Raw genomic sequence first — 22,455 nt, 5'->3', positions numbered from 1 at the left:
CTCTCAACCTTCGGGGCGACGATTCGCCGCTCAGTCCCACCGTGCCCGTCCACCTTTTTAGATCGTCGGGTGCGTTCGCTTTGCGATCTCACCGTTGTTCGTAAAAACGTGGTCCACACGAACGAAGTGAGTGTGGGCTCGGGAGAGCTTGCTCTCCCGGTGGCGAAAAACGACCCGAGCGGTCGCTTCGCTCCCGCTCGGTGAACCGGCTCGCGTCGCTCGCCGGACGCCTTCACCAGACAGTGAGAAACAGACTATCCAGTGGCCGGTGGACGACTTATTCTTCGAACCCGTCTTCGAACCGGAAGGTCCCGTCTCGCTGGATAATCTCGCCGTCGACTTCGATGAACGAATCCTCGCTCATATCGACGATCATGTCGACGTGGACCGCCGAATCGTTGTGTTCGTTGCCCTCGCCGACACACTCGTCGTAGGCTCGTCCGACCGCCAGGTGGACGGTATCGCCCATCTTCTCGTCGAACAGCATGTTGTAGCTGAACTCGTCGATGTCGCGGTTCATGCCGATACCGAGTTCGCCCACGCGGCGGGCGCCGTCGTCGGTCTCTAAGACTTCCGTCAGGATCTCTTCGTTCTTCTCGGCGCTGTGCTCGACGACTTCGCCGCCCTCGAAGACGAGGTGGACGCCCGTGACTTCCCGCCCCTGGTGGTAGAGTGGCTTATCGAAGAACACCTCGCCGTCGAGGCTATCGGGGACGGGCGCGGTGAAGACTTCGCCACCGGGCAGGTTCTTCTCGCCGTAGTCGTTGAGCGTCCCATTGCCCGCGATGGACATTGTGAGATCGGTCCGATCGCCGGAGACGATCCGGACTTTTTCGGCGGGATCGAGGATTTCGGTCAACTGGGACTGGTGGTCACGGACGTCGTCCCAGTCTTTGAGGATGGCGTCCCAGACGAAGTTCTCGTAGCCTTCGGTGCTCATCTCGGCGAGTTGGGCGTTTGCCGGCGCGGGATACTGGGTGAGACACCAGCGCTTGCCGAGGCGTTCGTTCAGCAGCGGCCGCTGGGCCTTGTCGTATTCGCTGCGGACGGACGGGTCGACGTCGCTCTCTTGGGTCACGTTGTCGCTGGCCCGAATGGCGATGTAGGCGTCCATCTCCTCGTACAGCGCCATGACGTGACTTGGCGTCTCGAAGTCGCCGTCGTGATTCCGGAGGAAGGCCCGCCGGAACCGGGAGCCAGTTCGTTCCGAAACCACCAGCGGATGGGCACCGACGGCAGCGATTTCCTCGTGGAGCGCGGTCACCAGATCCTCGGCGACCGGGTGGGCGTCGATGACCACGTTGTCGCCGGCTTGGAGATCAATCGAGTGGTTACAGATAACTTGTGCCTGTTCGCGGATGCGCGGATCCATGACGCCACTGTCTTCTCGACCGTCGGGCAAACCAGTTTCGTCCCGACGTGGGTCTCTGTCCGTCGCGGGCGTCAGCCGCCGCCTTTCCCGTCGCGGACGCCTTCCTTGAACCCGGTCGCGATTCGCCGGAGAAACAGGTAGACGAAGAGGACGAACCCCAGCATGACCACGACCATGCCCACCAGCACCGGATCGACCATGGGCGCGGGTTACACGGGGGCGATGATAGGTGTTTCGTCGGCGTGGTGGTTGGATGTGACTGCTCGGCGCCGTCCCCGGAACCTTTTCCTGGCCCCTCTCAGAACACGAACGCGTATGTCTCTGCTGCCCTCGGAGCCGGACACGTCCCCAACCGAGGAGTCCGATCCGCGCGTCATCGGGGTCGACAGCGACGCCGCCGACGATCTCATCGCGGCACTCTCCTCGGAGACGGCGCGTGCGATCCTCGCTGCCCTCCACGACGACCCCGCCCCGCCCTCGAAACTGGCCGAGGAAGTCGAGACGTCACTCCAGAACGTCCAGTATCACCTCGAGAACCTCGCCGACGCCGGTGCCGTCGAGGTGATCGATACAGTCTACTCCGAGAAGGGGCGCGAGATGGACGTCTACGCGCCGGCCGATCGGCCGCTGGTCATCTTCGCCGGCGAGGAATCGAGAACCCCCTCGCTCAGACAGGTGCTCTCCCGATTGCTCGGCGGCGTCGGTGCGTTGGGACTTGCCAGTCTCGTCGTCCAGTCGCTGCTCGGTGACCGGGTGCCCAGATCCGGTGGCTCCCACCCCGTTGGCGACGGCGGCGTGAATGGGACGGCGACCGCGACTGCATACGCCGATGGCGGTCACACGGTAGAGACGACCCCGATCGCCCAGTCGGAGGCGGCGTCTCCGATGCCGACCGAACAAGCCATGGAGACGACGACTCCCTCCGAGACCGCAATCGAGACAGCGACCCAGACAGCTACCGACTCGCCTACGCCTGCCGAGACGGCGACGCCGACCGAGACGATAACCGAGACGGTGACGACTGTCGCCGACCCCGGTGGCGGACTCCCGCCGGGGGTGCTCTTTTTTGCCGGCGGACTGGCGGCGCTCGTGATCGTCACTGCCCTCTGGTATCTCTGGCGGTGACGGCTCCCGCGAGGCAGGTCTGGGCGTCGTTCCCGTTTACGGTGGCTCAAACGATTGTTTGAACGTCCGGAGGGTCTTTTGTCGCTGGTCTCTTTTCTTCGATGCGCTGACTTGCTTCGGCCCTCCCGACCACGTTCCCCTCATTCCATATCGACACAGCGGCGGGAGACTGACTCGCCCTCCACGTTTCGAACGTCGACCGCTATCCTCCCGTCTCTGCCCTGCAACTGCGCGTACGTCGGGGGACCACCGCGTGGATCGGCGTGGCTCCCCGGATTGACCACCGGCAGGCCCCCGATCTCCTCGATTCCTGGCCGGTGGGTGTGGCCGACGATCGCGAGGTCGGCCTCTCGCTCTCGCCCGAGAAGCGGTAGCGTCGTCGAGTCGTGCTCGTGGCCGTGGGTAACCAGCAGCGTCCAGCCCTCCCAGTCGACGGTCCTCACCCTCGGCAACCGATCACACAGTGCCGGCGTGTCGCTGTTTCCCTGGACGGCCAGCAGCTCCTCGGCCCGTCGGTCGAAGGCATCGTGGACTGCCGGCGTCGTGAAATCGCCCGCGTGGACGACGTACTCGGCGTCTTCGAGTGTTTGGTCCGCCGATTCGGACAGCTGGGGACTGTCGGTCTCGTGGGTGTCCGCGAAGACGGCGATCATAGCGGGTGATCGGGTGCAGTCCTCAAAACCGCCCCGACCCCGACCTACTTGTGACTGCCCGGCCCAGCGTTGGGCATGGCTGGTAGTCGCTCGGTCGTCATCGCCGCATTGATCGCAAACGGCGCGATCGCGATCCTGAAGTTCGGAGCGTTTCTGTTGACCGGCAGCGCTGCGATGCTCTCAGAGACGTATCACTCGATCTCAGACACCGGCAACCAGGTCTTCCTGTTGATCGGCATTCGCTATGGTGCTCGCGAGGCCGACCGTCGCCATCCGTTCGGCTACGGGAAGGCCCAGTTCTTCTACTCGTTTCTGGTGTCGGTGTTCCTGTTTGGCATTGCCGGCTGGGAGAGCGTCAAACACGGCTACGCGAAACTGACCGAGGGGGGCCACGCAGTCGAGGCCCAAGCCCCGGAACTGTTCGGCTACGTCATCGAGCCAGTCTACGTCAATTACGCGGTCCTGCTGGGTGCGATCGCTTTCGAGACCTACGCGTTCGTCAAAGCCTACCGGGTCATGCGCGACCAGATCGACGAACACGGCTGGTCGGGCTTTCGTGAGGCCTTCCGGAAGACCAGTGACGTGACGACGCTGACGGCCCTGACCGAGGACACCATCGCCCTGAGTGGGGCCGGGATCGCGCTGCTCGGCATCTTCCTGTCACGACAGACCGGGATCGCGGCCTTCGACGCGGCCGCCGCACTGCTGATCGGCCTCATGCTGATGGGCTTTGCCGTCGCGCTGGCCTGGGAGAACAAACGCCTGTTGCTCGGGGAGAGTCTCCCGAAAGAAGACGAACGCGAGCTTCGCGAGATCGTCGCCGACGGCGAGGGTGTCAGCGAAATCATCGACTTCCGGACGGTGCTGTTCGGGACCGATCGGGTGCTCGTCGCGGCGGACGTGGCGTTCGATCCCGCCTTCGACACCGACGAGATGGACGACCGGATCACCGCCATCGAGGACGCACTTGTCGCCGCCGACGAGTCGGTCAAGAAGGTCTACGTCGAACCCGAGACTCGTTCCGAGTGAGGAGGTCTCTCTTTCAAGCGATCCTAGTTTCTTCGGAACAGTTCTAGGTACGTCGGCACGTGCAACGTGGTGATCGGTGTTTTGACGCCGGGAGCAGCTATCTGCGGTTGTAGCGTCTGTTCCGGGCCGCCTCCTTCCGTGAAGGTCACCGGGGGACCCTCCGTCGCAGTGACCGTGTTGTTCTGTTCGTCAACGGTGGTATTCAACGGAAGATATGTTTGCAGCGTCCAGTTGAAGACGAACAATGAGAGATTCCCTTCGTCGGCTCCGTTCGGGAGTTCGGATTCGTTGTATTGCATCGTGACCGTCGCGTTCTCAATGGGGCCGTCGACGTTCGGATCGACGATCGGCGTCACCCTCCAGTCCGGGACGTCTTCGTTGTGGAGGAACGGTTCTTCGTTTCGTTCGAGGGTGATGCCATCCAAGCTGTCGACCGTTGTTGTCACGGTCAACCGGGTATCGAGACCCGTGTGGTTGACGACGACCGTGCCGATGTCATCTCTCTCACTGACATGTTGGCCCTGTAAGTCTGCTGTCCAGGCAGGCGGCCTGACAGACTGCCCGGCCGCATCGAGTGAAAACCCGGACTGTATCTCTATTTCTCCGTCGTGTACCGTCCCTACGAAAGCGGTATACATGAGACCTCGATCGTCCGTGACGATTCGCACATAGGGCTGGCTATCGGTCTCCGTCGAGGAGTTCACGTCTGTCTTCAGTACGTACCGCGTGTGACCGTCCCGTTCGATCACCTCGGTTACTGTGAGTGCCAGACCGACGTGTTCCAGTACAGATGCGCCTGTTGGCGTATTTTTCGTTCTCGGTCTGACCGTTCGTCGGACTACAGCGGCTTGTTCCTGATACCCATACTCTCTGTCCGCAGTCACGACGTGTGTCCGACTGACGTCGATCTCTTCGATCGGGAGGCCACTGCTGTCACCCGGAACTCTGATTCGAGTGTTTCTGACGTGTTCAATCGTGTAGCGTATATCCGCCATCGCTTCGGTATGGCCCTCTCGCAACCGCGCTGGGGAGACCCGCTCACCGATCTCGAATCGACTGTTCTCGGCACTCTCTTGCGGTGTTACGGCGGATTGCGTTCCCGTCTCGGTGGGTGTCGTTTCTGTGGCCGTTGTCGTCGTCTGGATTCCGGAGCAACCGGCGAGTGCGATACAGACGATCAAAAGGACAAATATACCGGCCCGACGCATGTAAATACAAATATACAGCTACGTTATATATCTAGGGATGGCGAGCACTTTTATCCGATAGAATCGAACGGCGAGACGTGGTGATCCCGGACGACGATCCAGACTCCCCATACGAGCGGTTTTTCCCCTACGACGAGCCATACGACCACCAGCGCGAGGCCATCGAGGGAATCGCCGAAGCACTCGAAGATGCATCGGACGTACTGCTCGAAGGGGCCACGGGGACGGGCAAGACGCTGGCGGCGCTGACGCCCGCACTGGAACACGCTCGCCGAACCGACAAGACGGTCGTCATCACGACCAACGTCCACCAGCAGATGCGCCAGTTCACCGCGGAGGCCCGGGCGATCAACCACCAGGAGTCCATCCGGGCGATCGTCTTCCGCGGGAAGGCTTCGATGTGTCACATCGACGTGGGCTACGAGGAGTGTCAGGCGTTGCGGGATACGACTCACGATCTCGTCGACGCCGAGAGCGAACGGGCCGACCTCGAACGCCGTCAGCGCGACCTCTTAGAAGAGAGCCAGGCAGGCGACGGCGACGCGGCCGAGGCTCGCTCGGCAATCATGGACGAACTCGAGAGCGTCGGCGAAGAACTCCAAACCCTGCGCGAAGAGCAATCGACCTGTGAGCACTACTACCACAATCTCACGAGCGATACTGACGACTTCTACGCGTGGCTGTACGACGACGTTCGGACGCCGGACGAGGTTTACGAGTACGCCGAGCGGCAGGGCTTTTGCGGATACGAACTCCTGAAAGACGGCATCGAGGGCGTCGATCTGGTCATCTGCAACTACCACCACCTGCTGGACCCGTTCGTTCGCGAGCAGTTCTTCCGCTGGCTGGGCCGGGACCCGAGTGACGTGATCGCAGTCTTCGACGAGGCTCACAACGTCGCTGACGCCGCCCGCGATCACGCCCGCCGGACGCTGGCCGAACCCACGCTCGAACGCGCTCTCGACGAACTCGACGGAAGTGACGATCCACGGGCCGATGCCGCGCGGAACGTCCTGACGACGATCCACACGGCCCTCCAGGAAACCTACGAAGACGCCCTGGCATTCGGCCAACGGGAGACGATCGAGGACGACTGGGAGGACCTCGCGATCGACAACGACGACCGCCGGGACGATCTCACCCTGTCGCTCCTCCAGCACTACACGGGCCAGGGGGTCAGCGACGACTTAGCGAGTGCACTCAAACTCGGGCAGGCCCTCGACCAGCAGTACGAAGACGCCTTCAAGGACGGCGAGACGAGCGTCCGCAAGGAGTGTCCGACCCTCCAGGCGGCGACGTTCTTCGAGGCCTGGCTGGCCGAGAGCGACGAGTCGGGGCTCTATCCGGTGGTGAGCGTCCGCCGAGACGACGATAACGGCGATCTGTACGGCCGGGCGGAACTGTACACGGCCATCCCTCAGCGCGTCACCAGCGGGCTGTTCGAGGATCTCTACGCGACCGTGTTGATGAGTGCAACCCTCCGTCCGTTCGACGTGACCGAGGACGTGTTGGGGCTCGAGGACCCGGTGACGATGGCCTACGGCCCACAGTTCCCTGCGGAGCGCCGACGCACCTACGCGGTCGACGTCCCCGCGCTGTTTGCCAGCCGGCGTGACGAACCCGAACTCCAGGATACTGTCGCGGGTGTCATCGAGGACGCCGCCCGGATGACACCGGGCAACACCCTCGCTTTTTTCCCGAGTTACGCCGAGGCCGAGCGGTATCACGACCGTGTGAATATCGAGGGGGCCCGCTACCTCGACGAACCCGGCACCCGCGCCCAGGAGTTACGGGAGACGTTCACCGCTGACGACGACGGTGTGCTGTTCACCTCGCTGTGGGGGACGCTGGCTGAGGGCGTCAGTTTCGACGGCGACGACGCCCGGACGGTCCTGGTCGTCGGCGTGCCTTATCCCTATCTCGACGAGCGCATGGAGGCCGTCCAGGCGGCCTACGAGACGGCCTTCGACGGCGAGGATGCCGGGTGGCGCTACGCCGTCGAGATTCCCACCGTTCGCAAGACGCGTCAGGCGATGGGGCGGGTGATCCGCTCGCCCGAGGACTTCGGGGCGCGGGTACTGATCGACCGGCGATACACCGAAGACGCGGAGATCCAGATGCCCGAGTACGCCGTCCGTGGCACGTTTCCACCGGCCGAACGGAGCGAGATGATCGACGTCGACCCCGGCAAGCTCAAGTTCGGATTGCTGAACTTCTATGCCGACGTCGAGGCCTACGACGGCGATCCGCCCGCCCCTTGATCGTCCACGACGGCGTCGATCGCGTCCTCGAAAACAGCCCGATAATCTGGCTCCAAGGCAGCCGGATCCAGCTCCTCGCGCTCGAAATACCGGACTGCAGCGGCATCTGACCCTGCCGTTGGCGTCCCGTCGACGGCGGTGGCCGGGGTCATGTAAATCACGACCAGCGTGTAGCCGCCGTGGGCACCCGGGCGGAGTCGCGTCGAAACCAGCGAGGCGTCCTCGGGGGCGACTGAGAGTGTGGTTTCTTCCCGCAATTCCCGGACGGCCGCTTTTCGAGCCGGTTCGTCCCATTCCAGGTAGCCTGCGGGAAGGCTCCACCGGCCTGCTGCCGGGGCGCTGCTACGTTTGACCAACAGGACCGAGGGTGGGTCCTCGCGGACGACGAGGACGCCAGCCGCGGGGTCGGGGTTCCGGTAGACCACCCACTCACAGTCTGGACAGAAGCGCCGCAATCGCCCTTCTCGCTGTCGCTTTTCGAGCATCGTCCCGCAGTGGGGACAATAGGCCGGAGCCGCTGTCATTGGTCAACTTTCGAGCGGGCCACTCAAGAACTTCCCTGTCGTCTCTCGGCCGGCGGTCCCTCGTGACTCGCCTTTCCCGACCCGGCGGTCGCGATCAGTTGACGGGGATGGTTCGTCCACCGCCGTCGTCGGGTTGTTCCTTGGGCAGGGTCACCGTCAGGACACCGTGTTGATAGCTGGCGTCGGTTTCGTCTTCGGCGATCCGCTCCGGTAGCGACACCGACCGGCTGACCGACTGCTGGCGACGCTCCCGGCGGACGAACTCACCGTCTGCGTCCGTGACGTCCGTGTCGGTCTCCGCGCTGATCCGAAGGGTCGTCGCGTCGGGCAGCGTTACGTCGATGTCGTCGGTCACGTAGCCCGGCAGGTCCGCCGTGACGACCAACTGCTCGTCCTCGTCGCGGACGTTGACCGGGATACCCCCGAGCGAGCCCCCGACGTCCATCGGGTCGAAGGACTCGAACTGGCGGCCCATCTGTTCGAACAGCCGTTCGATCTCGTCGAATGGGTTGGGTTTGGATGGCATGGGTTCTCCGCATCGATGTCGGTCGGCCAGGGTCTTAACTGTCGTCTTGGCTGTCATGGGAGTGTACGGCCGCTGTCGATTCTCTGGTTGCCGGAGGGCACACTGTCGTTTGCGGTCCCTCTCTGCGCTGGGCGAAGTGTTCGGCCCGCGCTCTGGAATTGTTCTCTCGGGCGGCAATCGTCTGTCCGTCAGCGATGCTGTCGTCGGCCCTCAGGGTCTGCCGACGAACGTCGCATCCGCCGAGGTCCGCCCCTCGTTGAACGAGAGTACCTTCCCGTTGATGACGTCGCCTTCGCTGACGTCGCTTGGGACGTCCTCGGTAAACAGCACGAACCCCTCGACCTTTCCGACGGCGATCCGCGCACCCGAGTGGTGCTCGGTGAACTCGACGACGCCGAACTCGTAGACGTCGCCGACCTCGACCGGTGGCTCCCGGCCCTGGGCGGCCTCATGTGCCTGCTGTGACGCTGCCTGCTCGGAGGACCGTCCAACCCACAGGATCACCACGATCGCGAGGACGAGGCCTGCGCCGCCCGCGACGAACCAGAGTTCGTCCATGTCTCGGCGCAGACGGCCCTCCTAAAAGACGGTGGCGGTCGGTGGCGGGAGCATATGTCCGTCCGGCGAGGCCAGATCACTCCACGACGTGCTGGGTATCGTACGAGCCGAGTCGTCGCACCCACCCCTCGCTGGCCAGTTCCTCGATGTCCTCCAGTGCGTCCTGTAGCCGGTGTTCGTACAGCCCGGCTTCGACGTCGATGTGGAACAGATAGTCGCCCAGTCGCTCGCCGCTGGGCCGGGATTCCAACCGCGAGAGGTTGACGTCCCGCTCGGCAAAGGGCTCCAGCAGTTCCAACAGGAGACCGGGATAGTCGACGTTGGGGTAGACGATCAGGGAGGTCTTGCCGCCCTCGGTCGAGCGCTCCTTGGGGCCGGCGATGACGAAAAACCGGGTCGCATTCGAGGATCGATCCTGGATGTCTTCGGCCAGGACCGACAGGTCTTCCTCGGCGTTGTCGGGGTGGCCGATGGCCGCGATCGTCGGGTCTTCCCGGGCGTGTGCGACGCCGCGGGCGGTGCTGGCGACCGCTTCTAACTCGGCTCCCGGGTAGGTATCGGCCAGATAGCCACGACATTGGGCCAGCGCCTGGGCGTGGCTGGCGACCGTCTCGAAGGCCTCGTCCTGGGCGAGTAGTGCGTGGCGGATCGGCGTGATGACCTCGCCGACGACTGCCACCTCCGAGTCGGTCAGGCTGTCGAGCGATTCGGTGACGCTGCCCTCGATGCTGTTCTCGATGGGAATGACGCCACGGTCGTACTCCCCGCTCGAAACGGTCTCGACGATTGTCGCGACCGATTCGGTGAACTCGACTGACTCCGAGACTGCCGAGGCAGCTCGGTGGGAGTAGGTGCCTGCTGGCCCCAGCGTGAGCGTTCGCATGGGAGTGGCTTCGACGCTCCGGCCCTAAAGCGTCGCGGTCGGCACAGGGAGGCTACCGGCCGATCCGGCGTCGGGCCGCTACCGTGTGACAGTCGTCTGACTGAGGTTCTTGGTTCCGGGGACGAATCCGTCACACGATGGGCGCCGATCCCCACGACGGAGACTCGGGTACCAACCGGGCCAGCGAGCCCGACGCCCAGGAGGTGCTCTCGTTGGTTCTCCCGTCGGTCCTCGACGGCTTGGGTGCGGAGGCCCGGCGAACCCGCGTCAGCGCCGCCTGGACGGCCTGCCGGCTGGCAGACGAGCGTCCGACCCTGGGTGCGGAACTCGCCGACCGCCTCGTCAAAGCGGCCGATCGGACGCCGACCGAGCCACTGGTCCGGACGCTCTCGTCGTTACACGAGCGCCATCCCGAGCGGGTCGGCGACGCGCTTCGTCGCTTCGACGGGAAGGTCGTCCGGGCGGTCCGGAAAACCACGAGCTGGGACTTCGATGCGGAGCTCCGGGCCGACGGTGGGGGCGCGGTCGCCGCCGAACCAAAGCAAGTCGTCGATGCCCCTAACGATGGCGTCACTGTCCACCAACGATCGATTCCCGACGAGCCCACACCGCCTACCGCGCCCGACGATTCCGAGCCGGACGAGGCGGCCGTCGAACACGCGGACGCCTCGATTCCGGACGCAGCCACGGGCGACGAGGACACGATCGATCCGGTGGCCGAGCGGCGCCGACGGATCCAGGCCGCCGAGAACTCACAATCGTTCGCTGCCGTCCAGTTGGTCAGTGCCTTCGACGAGGTGAGTGTAATCGAACCACCCCGTCGGGGCCGGTACGGCCACGTCTTGCCGTCGAAAGCACGGATGGAACAGGCCGAATACGGGATCGATCTCCTCTTTTTCGATAAGCCGGGTGACGACGCCACGGCCTATGGATCGGCTGTCCACGAACGCCTCGGACAGTGGCAGGCAGCCGACGAGACGACTGGCATTGCCGCTGTTGCGGACTACGGCGACCATCCCCGGCCGTGGGTGGCCACCCCGCGAACCGAATCGACCCTCGCCGACCGCGATCCCCCGGAACTGGGCGTGGCGTTGCGGGACGCTCGTGAACTCGCCGCTGGCCTCGCCGCCGTGACCGAACGCGGCCTCGTCCACGGCGGGATCGACCCCCACGACGTGGTGTATCCGGCAGCCGGGTTCGAATCCGACCCGGCCCCGAGTCTTTCCCATCTCGGGGTGATGACTGTCATTCGGGACTACTTCGATCCCGTCGAGTACCTCGATCCGCGCTACGCCGCTCCCGAGTATTTCGACGATCGGTTCGGCCAGATCGATCACGCCACAGACGTCTATCACCTCGGAGCGGTGATCTACCGACTGTTCGCGGGCCAGCCGCCCTACGATGGCGAGTACGCGACCGTCCGGGAATCGATTCTCGCGGACGGGACGCCGGTCCCCAGTGACGTCCGGCCGAACGTGCCCGAATCCATCGACGAGGTGGTTGCAAAAGCGATGGCACCACGGAAGCTCACCCGCTTCGAGACGGCGACCCAGTTGTATCGCCAGTTGAAACACGTCGGGTGAGCTCTCCTCGCCATCTCCTGATTTGCGTCGACACCGCTACGGTCATCCTCGGCGTCGTCGTGTTGCCGTGGCTCGTCTACGTGTCTCGGTGTCGACGGTCTCGCTGTCACGAACGTTGGCCTCTCGTTTGCCAGCTGGCACCGGTCTGTGGTCGGCGCGGATGCGACGACCGCCGGAACGCTTTCGGCGTGTAACGCGCTCGCCGCTGCGTTCGATCGAGCCCCGATTTGCGCGGACGCACCCGGCTGTGCTCAGTCATTTTGTCCCCAACAGTCGCTACTCGATCGCGTGCCGTTTCACCGTGACCAAAGAGAAAAACGCAGACAACCGCAGTGTTCGACGCAACGACTGGTCGGGATGGGGTGTGAGTGGGCCTCGCCGACTCACGGCGTCGCCGTTCGCTTGGAAACGAGGCTCCCCCAGAGATCGGCTCTGCGGGCCACTTCGACGAGGGTGTTGCCCCTCTCACAGTATCTGTGCTGTGGGACGCTCGGCGGACGATAACGTTCGGTCTTCGACCGAACTTACATCGCGCCGCCCATGCCGCCCATGCCGCCCATACCGCCCATGCCGCCGCCCATACCGCCAGGGCCGCCGGCACCGGGTCCTTCGTCTTCGTCGTCGTCAGTGCCGCCGCCCTTGAGGTCGCCGGCAGCGATGACGTCGTCGATGCGGAGGATCATCACGGCGGCCTCCGTCGCACTTTCGACAGCCTGGGTCTTGACGCGCAGCGGTTCGACGACACCGTCGTCTTCCATGTCGACGACGTCGCCAGTGTAGGCGTCCAGTCCGACGCCCTGCTGGCCACCGTCGTGCTGGCTGCGCAGGTCGACCAGCGAGTCGATCGGGTCGAGTCCGGCGTTCTCGGCGAGCGTGCGCGGGACGACGTCGATCGCGTCCGCGAAGGCCTCGACGGCCAGCTGTTCGCGCCCGCCCACGGAGTCGGCGTAGGCACGCAGGCCCAGTGCGAGTTCTGCTTCCGGAGCCCCACCGCCAGGCAGGACCTTGCCGTCTTCGAGCGTGACGCGGACGACACCCAGCGCGTCCTCGATGGCGCGTTTGACCTCGTCGGCGACGTGTTCGGTGCCACCGCGGAGGATCATCGTGACGGCCTTGGCGTCGTCGACATCTTCGACGAAGATCCGGCTGTCGCCAGCGACTTCCTTCTGGGCGACGCTGCCGGCAAAGCCGAGGTCTTCCTCGGTGATGTCGTCGATGTTGGAGACGAGGCGTGCGCCCGTGGCACGCGAGAGAGCCTTCATGTCGGAGGTTTTCGCGCGGCGGACCGCGAGAATGCCCTCCTGGGCGAGGTAGTGCTGGGCCATGTCGTCGATGCCCTTCTGACAGAAGACGACGTCAGCACCGGCCGCCTTGAGTTTCTCGACCATCTCTTCGAGCTGTTCTTCTTCCTGGTCGAGGAACTCCTGGAGCTGGTCGGGGTCGGTGACGTTGACCTCGGCGTCGACCTCGGTCTCGCGGACTTCGATTGCGGTGTCGAGCAACGCGACGTCGGCGTCCTCGACGGCGTAGGGCATGTTCTCGTGAACGCGCTCCTTGTCGATGAGGACGCCTTCGACGAGTTCGGACTCGTCGATCGAACCGCCGACGACGGTTTCGAGCTGGACGTTGTCCGTGTCGATCTCGTTTTCGTCGGCCACTGACTGGACGGCCTGGACGACGAGCTCCGAGAGCGTGTCCCGGGCGGACTCGGCGCCTTTGCCGGTCATCGCCGTCGCGGCGATGGATTCGAGCTTCTCGGTGTCATCGGCGGAGATGTCGATGGCGTTCTCCTCGAGAATCTCTTTTGCCTTCTCTGCGGCCTGGCGATAGCCCTGTGCGAGAATGGTGGCGTGGATGTCCTGATCGAGGAGATCCTCGGCCTTCGTCAGAAGTTCGCCCGCGATGACGACTGCCGTGGTCGTCCCGTCGCCGACCTCGTCCTCTTGGGTCTGGGCGACTTCGACGATCATGTTCGCGGCCGGATGCTCGATGTCCATCTCTTCGAGGATGGTCACGCCGTCGTTGGTGACGACGACTCCACCGACGTCGTCGACGAGCATCTTGTCCATGCCCTTCGGACCCAGTGTGGTCCGGACGGACTCGGCGACGGCCTTCCCGGCCGTGATGTTCATCGACTGCGCGTCTTTCCCGGAGGTTCGCTGGCTGTCCTCTGAGAGTACGATAAGGGGCTGGTTACCCATCTGTTGAGCCATAGTCAAACGATGATTGAATGTGATTCTATATAAATCCGTCGGTCCTTCGCCACGGCCGCCCTCACAGACGGGCGTTTTGCTGCCTGTGGTAACGTTTCGCAGAGGCGTTTAAGTGGCTGCTCGCGCCCGGTAGTTAGCCGGTGAACTGGTGGTATTCCAGACCGGCTCGCTTCATCTCGTTGTGGCGGCGTTCGAGGAACGAATACACCGACCCGTGTGGCGCGCCGTCGAGGATCATTTCCGTGGCGTCCCTGACGGCTTCGACCTGTTCGGGGCCGCCGATGATCGATAGTGTCGACCCGTAGATGACGACCGCTGCGCCAGTCAATTCCTCCATCAACTCCCGGGTTCGACCGTCTTCGCCGATGAGTCGACCTTTGATGCGTTTGAGATCGTTCGGATTGCGCGCAGCAGCGTCGATGTCGACGACGTCGAACAGCGCCATGTCTTCTTCGAGCAATCGGAAGGCGTCTTCGGGGGCGAATCCGCGCCCGATCGCCTTCACGATATCCGGCCCTTTCAGGCCGGTGACGGGATCGCCGACCGACTCGATAGCGACCTGGCCGGTCTCGGAATCGATGTCCAAGCGAACCTCGGCCCGATCTTCGATCTCTCGCATCGTCTCACCTCCCTCGCCGATCACCACACCAATCCGGTCCTGCGGAATCTTCACGTGTTGCATAACTACTTGCTGATTGCACGCACGCGAAGTTAAGTCCACGGTCACGGCCCAGTATGTCTTCTCACTCGTCTCTGTGTCGACCCCGACACCTTCGTTGGCAACCTGTCTGGCGCCTGCTCTCTTTTTACCCATCCCCCGAACTGGACTCGACTCTCAGCTCTCACCCGATGCGTACTGAGTCGCCACATATCAGAAAAATTTTAGGTAGAAGAATGAACGAACTTTTTCTTACAATATAATAAAGTATGGGGGGAAGGTACGCACTCACCGGACAGGAACTCCTCACCGTGTGGCAATGTGGTGGACATCCGGTGTCGCCGTGGCTCCGAGGGGGCCACGGTCGCGATGCACCGGACATGGTAGCCCGCGTGAGAGAGCCTGCTCTACGATTCAACTATGTCAGACAATACCGATACGCCGTCGCTGGATCTTTCCCGGCGGACGTTCGTCAAAGGCGTTGGTGCTGCAGGTGCTGCCGGCGCGACAGCAGGTACCGTAGCGGCCGAAGTTAACGACGACGACGTCGTCTCCGTCGGTTCAGGGAGCTTCACGACAGCGATCCCGGCAGGGTACGACTATCCGTCCCCCCCGACACCCGAATACGTCACGGAGAACGTGTCGCCACCGATTCCGACCAACGATTGGTGGAGTGGGCTGCTGTTTGGAACGTTCAGTTCCGGCCCTGTCATTGGCCTCCCCTACTATTCCGATCCCGGCGAGAACGGCTTGACTATCAAACACCCGACGGCGTGGGCGGGCGATCCGGCCGAGCAGGACACGATCGTCGCTGACTGGGACAACACGCCTGGACTGGTCGTCGGTCACCAGAGAGTCGACGAATTCGAGGATGCACGTGTCAACGACTGGGGCGACTGGCACGTCCAGACGCGATTGGGGGCCACCGCGAATATGTGGGTGGACGTGACGCAGGCGCGGGGCTCGCCCTTTTTGTTCGCCGAGTGTGTTGGCGGCCCCGCCGAACTCACGCTGACAGATGCCGCGGACGAACCGGCCCAAGACGAGCAGGTCTCGGTGTTTGCCGACCAGGGCAACGTGCTCGGCGTGACCGTCGAAGGCGAACACTACGACCAGCACTTTGGCATCTTCGCCCCGTCTTCGGCGAGCTGGGAGGGACTCGGGACGGCGACACTCACCTCTGGGCTCGGTGACGGCACCTCCCTGACGGTCGCAGTCCTCCCGGAGGCGAGCACTGATCTGCTCTCGACGTTCGAAGAATACGCGTACAACCACGTCGTCGGGACGACGATCGATTGGGAGTACGTCCAGACCGACGACGAGGGCAACCCCGTCTCCGAAGTCCGGACGACCTACTCCTTCGAGACCGAGGCCAAGCCCGAGAGTACGGCTGAGGGCACGCTGACGGCGCTGTTTCCCCACCAGTGGAAGTACGCCGAGGAGCCATTCGCCGACGTCACCTACTGGTCGCCACGGGGCGAGATGAAGGTCAAGACGGGCACGTCGTTCACGACGGCCCATACCTACCAGGGAATCCTCCCCTTCGAGTCGACAGACGGGACCCAGGACATGGCTCAGCTGGAATCGTACGTTACGGGCCTGATGGAAGATAACGATCGGTACGAGTGGCCAGCGCCACACAGCGCCTACTGGGTCGGCAAGGACTTCTATCGTAACAGCGTGGTCGCGCCGATCGCCCAACAGACCGGCCAGACCGAAGCCCAAGAGTACTTCACCACCGCCGTCACTGATCGGCTCGAAGCCTGGTTGACGGCGGGCGATACCTCGATGGGGACCGAGGCCGGTCAGGAGCTGTTCTACTACGACGACGCGCTGGGCTCGCTGTTCGAATACCCGACCGACTTTGGCTCGGTCGCAGCGATCACCGACCACCACTTCCACTACGGGTACTTCGTCTACGGGGCCGCCGAGGCCGCACGAACGAATCCCGAGTGGGCAAGTGAGGACAACTGGGGCGGCATGGTCAACCGTTTGATCCGGGATTACGCAAACTGGGAACGGCCCGACCACGACGCGGCCCTCGATCCCGCCGGCGATCCGAAAAACGCCTTCCCATTCCTGCGGAACTTCGACGTCTATGGTGGCCACTCCTGGGCTGGCGGGACCGTTGGGAACCCCAAGGGCAACAACCAGGAATCGTCTTCCGAGGCGGTCATGGCCTACGCGGCGATGATCCGCTGGGGCGAGATGACCGGTGACGACGCCCTCCGGGACGCCGGTATCTTCCTGTACACTCAGGAGACGGCCTCGGTCTGGGACTACTGGTTCGACCCCGAAGACGACTCCCTGCCCGACGACTGGGGCGCGAACTTCGATTCCTTTGGGACCGCGGGGCCGGACTTCGAGTACGCCTCGAACGTCTGGGGTGGTGGCTATTGGCGGTCGCTGTGGTGGGCCGCATCCGATCCTATCGAGGTCTTTGGCATCAACTGGTTGCCGATCGGCGGCCACTCGTTCTATCTCGGCCACGACACCACGTACGCCAACGCGAACTGGCAGGCACTGCTGGACGCGCGTGACCGTCACCTCGACGGCGAGAACCCGGAAACCGGATTCCTGGGTGGCTTCGAGCCTACTGCGTGGGGCTATCGGGCGATGTCGAACCCATCGGAAGCTGCCTCACTCGTCGACGAGGCACTGCCGGTCGGTCCGGGCGGCAACTCCTCGCCGTTCATCTACAACTTCGTCCACTTCATCGAGGGCGCTGGCCTGGTCGATACGGATGTCGTCGGCGACGTCCCCTTCCACCAGGTCTTCGAGGACGGCGAGACGCGAACGTACGTCGCCTACAACGCCGACTCGGCAGAGATCACTGCCAGCTTCTCCGACGGGATGGAACTGTCCGTCCCTGCCGGGGAGATCGTCGTCGAATCGACCGCCGAGCACTACGAGCCGGATACCGCGGCCCCGTCCACGCCGTCGAACCTCGAAGCGACGATGACCAACAGTTACGCGACCGAACTCGCGTGGGACGGGTCCACGGACCCCTCCGGAATCCAGTATTACGCCGTGTATCTCGACGGCGAGGAGTACACGACGGTCGGGGCCCCCGAAGTCCGCATCGACGAGCTCTCGCGGGGCACCGACTACACGATCGCCGTCGAGGCAGTCGATCCGTTCGGGAACGCCTCCCCACAGGCGACGATCGACGTCACGACCGATAGCGAGGACACGGCACCCCCGAACGCCCCACGGAATCCCCAGACTGGATCGCCGTCGAAAACGTCGATCGATCTCTCCTGGGAGGCGGCCAGCGACGTCGGCGAAGGCAGCGGTATCGATCACTACGCCGTCCTCGTCGACGGCCAAGAGTACACGACGACCGCAGAGACGAGCGTGGCGCTCGACGATCTCGATCCCGGGACGAAATACACGTTTGGCGTCGTCGCGGTCGACGGAGCGGGCAACGAATCCCGGCCGGTCACGGTCGATGCACAGACTGTCGCCGAAGGCGCGACCCAGCGCCCCTTCCAGGGGGAGCGCCGCCAGATCCCCGGGAAGATCGAAGCCGAACACTTCGACCAGGGCGGTGAAGGTGTCTCCTATCACGAGACGAGCGATGTCAACCAGGCCGGTGCCGACTATCGGGACGGCCCGGTCGACATCGGCGACGCCGGTGGCGGCAACTACACGATCGGCTACATCCCGGAAGGCGAGTGGCTCGAATACTCGGTCACTGTCGAATCGACCGCCGAGTACGACATTATCGTCAGCGTCGCCTCTGCCGAAGGCGGCGGCCCGATTCACATCGAGGTCGACGGCGAAGACGTCACCGGCCAGATCGACGTGCCAAATACCGGTAGCTGGACCGGCTATACTACGGTGACTGGAGCCAAAGACGTCCAGTTAGCGGGCGGCGATCACGTCGTCCGTGTCGTCGCCGACGGCGGTGCCTGGAACTTCGACTGGATGCGCTTCGACGGCGGTGGCGAGGAGACGCCGACCGAAACTGCCACGCCGACCGCAACCGAGACGGCGACCGAGACACCCGAGTCGCCACAGCAACAGTCCAAAACTGAGCCAGAACCGACGGCGACGACGACCAGTGGCCCAGGCTTTACGGTCGTGAGCATGATCCTCGGGCTGTTCGGTCTCAGTGCGTACCTTCTGCACAACGACGACGACGAAACACTGTAGTGTGGGTCTCCCCCTCGCTCGGTTTTGAGCGAACTGCTCGAATCAGTCAGACCGTCCGGTGGGGCCGACTTTCAGGTATCTGGTGGCTGTAGCTCCCGCTGGAACTCGTCGAACGTGTTCAGCCCGTCCGGAATATCCATCTCGAGGCGGCGCTCCTCTCGGCGGTCCTCGGTTGCGCCCTCGATCGGCTCGGCCACGGACTCCCAGCCCGGCTTGACGCTGATCGATGTAGCTGGCGTGCCGGCCGCCACGTGGTGGGCTGGAATGTCCGATTGGGCGACGCCTTTTGCCGCGAGGATCGCGTTCTCGCCGACCCGCACGCCGGCCCGGACCATCGAATCGTAGGTCAATCGCACGTCGTCTTCGACGATCGTGTGGTAGTTGCGGACCGTCGTCTGGTCGACGACGTCGTGGTCGTGACTGTAGACGTGGACATCGTCCGCGATCGAGACGCGATCGCCGATCGTCAACTGGCCGCGGTCGTCCAAGTGGACGTCGTCGTGGATGACGACGTTGTCCCCGACAGTGATGTTGTGGCCGTACGAGAACGTGATTCCCTTGAAAAACCGACAGCCCTCCCCACAGTCCTCGAAGAGGTGACCGGCGAGCATCCGCCGGAAGCGAAGGGCGAAGGCAACGTTGTCGGCCATCGGCGTCGAGTCGAACTGCCGCCAGAGCCACTGTAGGTATTTCGACTCCTCGTAGCGGTCTTCGTCTTTCTCGGCGTAGTACTCGCTCTCTACAGTCGCGTTACAGGGGTCGTATCCCTGCAGTCGTACCCGCTCGGCCGGTGTCACGTCCCCGCCGTCCTGCCAGCGTTCGTAGGCCTCCCGGTCGCCGTGCAGATCGACGAGGATGTCCTCGACTACACCGCAGGTGTCTTCGTCGCTACTGAGACGCTCGTCGACCTCCGCGAGAAACTCTTCGAGCCCTTCCTCGGCAAACGGCGGAAAGGAAACGCGGCGTTTGGTCATGGCCTCCCATACGGGGGGCAGGGGTCAAATGGGTTGCCGTTAGTCCTCTTTCCGGGCGATATCGACCTCTTCTAGAGGCGATCGCGTGTCCCTTACTCGGGCATCAGCCCGCCTTCCTCGACACGCATCACGCCCTCGCCGTCGGGTAGATTCGGCGCGTCGACCAGCCGGACGATCCGCTTGTCGCCTTTGGACTTGCGGAGATACAGCCGGAACGTCGAGGTGTGCCCGAGGATGTTTCCGCCGATCGGCTGGGTCGGATCACCGAAAAAGGAGTCCGGGTTCGCCGAGACCTGGTTGGTGACGATGACGGCGGTGTTGTTGAGGTCCCCAACCCGCATCAGGTCGTGGAGGTGCTTGTTGAGTTTCTGTTGGCGGTCGGCCAGTTCGCCACGGCCGACGTATTCGGCCCGGAAGTGGGCTGTCAGCGAGTCCACAGAGAGCAAGCGGACGGGGAATTCCTCGTCTTGGCCCTCGCTGGCGAGTTCCTGGGCCTTTTCGGCCAGTAGGATCTGGTGGTTCGAATTGAAGGCCTTGGCGACGTGGATCTTATCGAGGATCGACTCGACGAGGGCGGAGACGAGCTCTTCGTTGGCCGCGTCGGCTTCGTCTTCCCCGGCGACCCCGTGGAGAACCATCGTGTCTGCGATTACCTCTTCGTCAAGCCCTTTGACCATCTGCTCGATCCGCTCGGGTCGGAACGTATCCTCACTGTCGATGAAAATCGCGCTGCCTTCCAGACCGCCGTGCTCGGCTGGCAACTGGACGTTGACCGACAGCTGATGGGTAACCTGGGACTTGCCGGCACCGAACTCTCCGTAGACTTCGGTGATCGACTGGGTTTCGACGCCGCCACCCAGCAGCTCGTCGATCTCGTCGACGCCCCACGTGAGCTTGCCGATCTGTTCACGCCGCTCTAGTACCTGAGCGCCGGACTCGAAGCCGCCGATGTCTGCGGCCTCGCGGGCGGCCTGGATGATATCTGAGGCACTCGATTCGCCGATATCCGCCGTGTTGGACAACTCGCCCGGGCTCGCAACGGCGATGCCCTGATAGGAGTCGAACCCGTTCTCGGTGAGCTTCTCGGCTGTGGCCGGGCCGACGCCCGGTAGGTCTTCGAGGTCTTCGGATGCTGCCATACCACGGCGTTGCTCGCCCTGTCATATAAAGCCTCGTTAACACCGTGGTGAAAGTGAAATACGGCATCCCTCCGCTCGACGTTTCGGTGTGTAACATGTGCAGTCGCCACCGCCTGCTCAGAGCGTTCGAACCGTCGATCAGCGGCTTTCGGGCGGTCGCTGTTCGTCCCGTTCGGGAAGGTCGATCTCCGCCGGGGCCGGCATCCAGAAGTAATCGAACGTGAGTCCGACGGCCAGCGGCGCAACAATCGTGATCCCGATGACTGTCCCGTGGCTCTGTAGGTTCGGCCCGAGTTGGAGGAACCCGCCAAGGACGAGTGTCGAGATCACCAGCGTCAGCGACCCCAACAGCACAGCGAAGACGGGGCCACCCCACTTGGTCTGTAGACGGACACGGAAAAACCGGGTGAGGAGCGCGGCAATCGCCGTGTTCGCGAGCACGATCACGGCGAGCCCGACAGCGTCGACAGCGCTGACCATATCGTCTCGACGGTCCGAACTCTCTTTGCAATGTCGTTTGCGGTGACCAACGGATCAGGCCTGCTGGGTCACTCTAGACACATGTACGTCCGCGTGTCCGCGACACCCTCTATATCGCGGATCCCGCTGGCGACGGACTCCATGACCTCGTAGACGCTGTTGCGCTCGGCCTCGACGATGAGATCGTACTGACCTGCGACGACGTGGGCTTCTTCGACGCCGATTGCCGTCCGTACGTCGCCGAGTATCCCCTCGGCTTTCCCAGCCACCGTCTTGACCATGATGAACGCTCGTACCATGTTAGTCACGGTACGATATACCATGACATGAAGGTTTCCCTGGAACGGCTCTCGCGGGGTGCCGACCGCTCGCTGGTTTCGCCGGCGTGGATAGCTTTATTCGTCCGCACGTGGATAGTTGATCCATGCGATTCGTTATCGTGGGTGCCGGGCGCGTCGGGTTGCGGACCGGCCGGGCGCTTCGGGAGAGCGGCCACGAGGTCGTCTTCGTCGAAGTCGACCCGAAGTCGGCCGACCGCGCCCGCGAAGCCAGTTTCGAGGTCATCCAGGGAGACGGCGGCCTCGAACCGGTCTTGGAGAAGGCTGATCTCGCCTCGGCGGATGCGCTTGGCGCGCTGACGGGCGATCTCAACGACAACTTCGTCGCCTGTCTGGTCGCCGATCATCACGGCTGTCGGACAGTACTGCGTATCGACGAGGACTATCGCGAGGAGATCTACCGGAAGTACGCCGATGCCGTCGACGAGGTGATCTACCCGGAGCGGCTGGGGGCGATCGCCGCGAAAAACGCGCTGCTCGGTGGCAACAGCGTCGCGATCGCGGACATCGCCCAGCATCTCCAGTTGATCCAATTCACCGTCACCGAGCAGGCACCGATCAACGGCTACAGCCTGAACGAACTCGAACTCCCAGCCAACGCACGGTTGTTGGCGTTTGGCAAACACGACGATCCAGTCGACGTGCCGGACGTCGATAACTCACTGGAAGCCGGCGACCGGGTGGTCATTCTCGCGGACTTCACCGTCCTGGGCGACGTCCGGCAGTTGATCGTCGGCGAGGATACCGGCCAACCGGCAATCGGAGGGGTCTGA

General features: G+C 63.6%; 20 protein-coding genes. 6 read left to right on the top strand and 14 right to left on the bottom strand.

From position 1 onward, the window contains the following. Positions 1–277 precede the first annotated feature (277 nt). Entirely contained in the window at positions 278–1,372 is a 1,095-nt protein-coding gene (locus FR699_RS08865) for an aminopeptidase (protein WP_158855729.1), read from the bottom strand. A gap of 71 nt (positions 1,373–1,443) precedes the next feature. Next, entirely contained in the window at positions 1,444–1,572 is a 129-nt protein-coding gene (locus FR699_RS13415; protein WP_255470254.1) for a hypothetical protein, read from the bottom strand. Positions 1,573–1,687: 115 nt separating this feature from the next. Here FR699_RS13415 and FR699_RS08860 point away from each other — a divergent pair, with 115 nt between their 5' ends. Then, positions 1,688–2,497, top strand: coding sequence for a helix-turn-helix domain-containing protein (locus FR699_RS08860; protein ID WP_158855188.1), 810 nt, complete (start codon positions 1,688–1,690; stop codon positions 2,495–2,497). A gap of 140 nt (positions 2,498–2,637) precedes the next feature. Here FR699_RS08860 and FR699_RS08855 read toward each other — a convergent pair whose 3' ends face one another. Next, positions 2,638–3,150, bottom strand: a complete 513-nt coding sequence (locus FR699_RS08855; protein ID WP_154553130.1) for a metallophosphoesterase — start codon at positions 3,148–3,150, stop codon at positions 2,638–2,640. 75 nt (positions 3,151–3,225) lie between these two features. Here FR699_RS08855 and FR699_RS08850 point away from each other — a divergent pair, with 75 nt between their 5' ends. Then, the gene (locus tag FR699_RS08850; protein ID WP_154553131.1) at positions 3,226–4,179 is read left to right on the top strand and encodes a cation diffusion facilitator family transporter; all 954 of its coding nucleotides are present in this window, start codon (positions 3,226–3,228) and stop codon (positions 4,177–4,179) included. Between the two features lie 23 nt (positions 4,180–4,202). On the opposite strand, the gene FR699_RS08845 is transcribed toward FR699_RS08850, so the two are convergent. After that, positions 4,203–5,387 (bottom strand): hypothetical protein, encoded by a 1,185-nt coding sequence (locus tag FR699_RS08845; RefSeq protein ID WP_158855187.1) that lies wholly within the window; start codon positions 5,385–5,387, stop codon positions 4,203–4,205. Positions 5,388–5,464: 77 nt separating this feature from the next. Between FR699_RS08845 and FR699_RS08840 the strand changes: the two genes are divergently transcribed. After that, positions 5,465–7,648 (top strand): ATP-dependent DNA helicase, encoded by a 2,184-nt coding sequence (locus tag FR699_RS08840; protein WP_233263389.1) that lies wholly within the window; start codon positions 5,465–5,467, stop codon positions 7,646–7,648. On the opposite strand, the gene FR699_RS08835 is transcribed toward FR699_RS08840, so the two are convergent. The 4 genes from FR699_RS08835 to pheA form a co-directional block, all read right to left on the bottom strand. Next, positions 7,621–8,172 carry an NUDIX hydrolase gene (locus tag FR699_RS08835; protein WP_158855727.1) on the bottom strand — a complete coding sequence of 184 codons (552 nt, stop codon included), beginning with the start codon at positions 8,170–8,172 and terminating at the stop codon, positions 7,621–7,623. The two genes, FR699_RS08840 and FR699_RS08835, sit on opposite strands and share 28 nt — an antisense overlap. Before the next feature lie 94 nt (positions 8,173–8,266). Next, positions 8,267–8,698 carry an Hsp20/alpha crystallin family protein gene (locus FR699_RS08830; protein WP_158855186.1) on the bottom strand — a complete coding sequence of 144 codons (432 nt, stop codon included), beginning with the start codon at positions 8,696–8,698 and terminating at the stop codon, positions 8,267–8,269. Positions 8,699–8,908: 210 nt separating this feature from the next. Next, positions 8,909–9,256, bottom strand: coding sequence for a hypothetical protein (locus FR699_RS08825; RefSeq protein WP_158855185.1), 348 nt, complete (start codon positions 9,254–9,256; stop codon positions 8,909–8,911). A gap of 76 nt (positions 9,257–9,332) precedes the next feature. Then, positions 9,333–10,139: a prephenate dehydratase gene (gene pheA, locus FR699_RS08820; protein WP_154553139.1), complete on the bottom strand. Its 807-nt coding sequence runs from the start codon at positions 10,137–10,139 to the stop codon at positions 9,333–9,335. Positions 10,140–10,276: 137 nt separating this feature from the next. Here pheA and FR699_RS08815 point away from each other — a divergent pair, with 137 nt between their 5' ends. Next, positions 10,277–11,722, top strand: a complete 1,446-nt coding sequence (locus FR699_RS08815; protein WP_158855184.1) for a serine/threonine protein kinase — start codon at positions 10,277–10,279, stop codon at positions 11,720–11,722. 524 nt (positions 11,723–12,246) lie between these two features. Here the strand turns inward: FR699_RS08815 and thsA are convergent. Continuing rightward, complete coding sequence (gene thsA / locus FR699_RS08810; RefSeq protein WP_158855183.1) at positions 12,247–13,923, bottom strand: thermosome subunit alpha; 1,677 nt, start codon at positions 13,921–13,923, stop codon at positions 12,247–12,249. 145 nt (positions 13,924–14,068) lie between these two features. Beyond that, the gene (locus FR699_RS08805; protein ID WP_154553142.1) at positions 14,069–14,617 is read right to left on the bottom strand and encodes a KH domain-containing protein; all 549 of its coding nucleotides are present in this window, start codon (positions 14,615–14,617) and stop codon (positions 14,069–14,071) included. A gap of 396 nt (positions 14,618–15,013) precedes the next feature. Here FR699_RS08805 and FR699_RS08800 point away from each other — a divergent pair, with 396 nt between their 5' ends. Then, on the top strand, positions 15,014–18,751 hold the full coding sequence (locus tag FR699_RS08800; protein WP_158855182.1) for a glycosyl hydrolase: 3,738 nt from the start codon (positions 15,014–15,016) through the stop codon (positions 18,749–18,751). A 71-nt stretch (positions 18,752–18,822) separates the two neighbouring features. On the opposite strand, the gene FR699_RS08795 is transcribed toward FR699_RS08800, so the two are convergent. The 4 genes from FR699_RS08795 to FR699_RS08780 all read right to left on the bottom strand — a co-directional run bounded on the left by FR699_RS08795 (position 18,823) and on the right by FR699_RS08780 (position 21,643). Then, positions 18,823–19,725, bottom strand: coding sequence for an acyltransferase (locus tag FR699_RS08795; protein WP_158855181.1), 903 nt, complete (start codon positions 19,723–19,725; stop codon positions 18,823–18,825). A gap of 92 nt (positions 19,726–19,817) precedes the next feature. Beyond that, complete coding sequence (gene radA / locus FR699_RS08790; protein ID WP_154553145.1) at positions 19,818–20,864, bottom strand: DNA repair and recombination protein RadA; 1,047 nt, start codon at positions 20,862–20,864, stop codon at positions 19,818–19,820. A 138-nt stretch (positions 20,865–21,002) separates the two neighbouring features. Then, a complete protein-coding gene (locus FR699_RS08785; protein ID WP_154553146.1) occupies positions 21,003–21,344 on the bottom strand; it encodes a hypothetical protein in 342 nt (113 codons plus the stop codon). Between the two features lie 68 nt (positions 21,345–21,412). Beyond that, the gene (locus tag FR699_RS08780) at positions 21,413–21,643 is read right to left on the bottom strand and encodes an Lrp/AsnC ligand binding domain-containing protein (protein WP_154553147.1); all 231 of its coding nucleotides are present in this window, start codon (positions 21,641–21,643) and stop codon (positions 21,413–21,415) included. Between the two features lie 125 nt (positions 21,644–21,768). Here FR699_RS08780 and FR699_RS08775 point away from each other — a divergent pair, with 125 nt between their 5' ends. Then, a complete protein-coding gene (locus FR699_RS08775; RefSeq protein WP_158855180.1) occupies positions 21,769–22,455 on the top strand; it encodes a TrkA family potassium uptake protein in 687 nt (228 codons plus the stop codon).

This window comes from Halorhabdus sp. CUG00001, assembly GCF_009797925.1.
In the GTDB taxonomy this organism is placed as follows: domain Archaea; phylum Halobacteriota; class Halobacteria; order Halobacteriales; family Haloarculaceae; genus Halorhabdus.
Note: the sequence above shows the minus strand (reverse complement) of the source record. Positions and strands in the feature narration are given on the sequence as shown.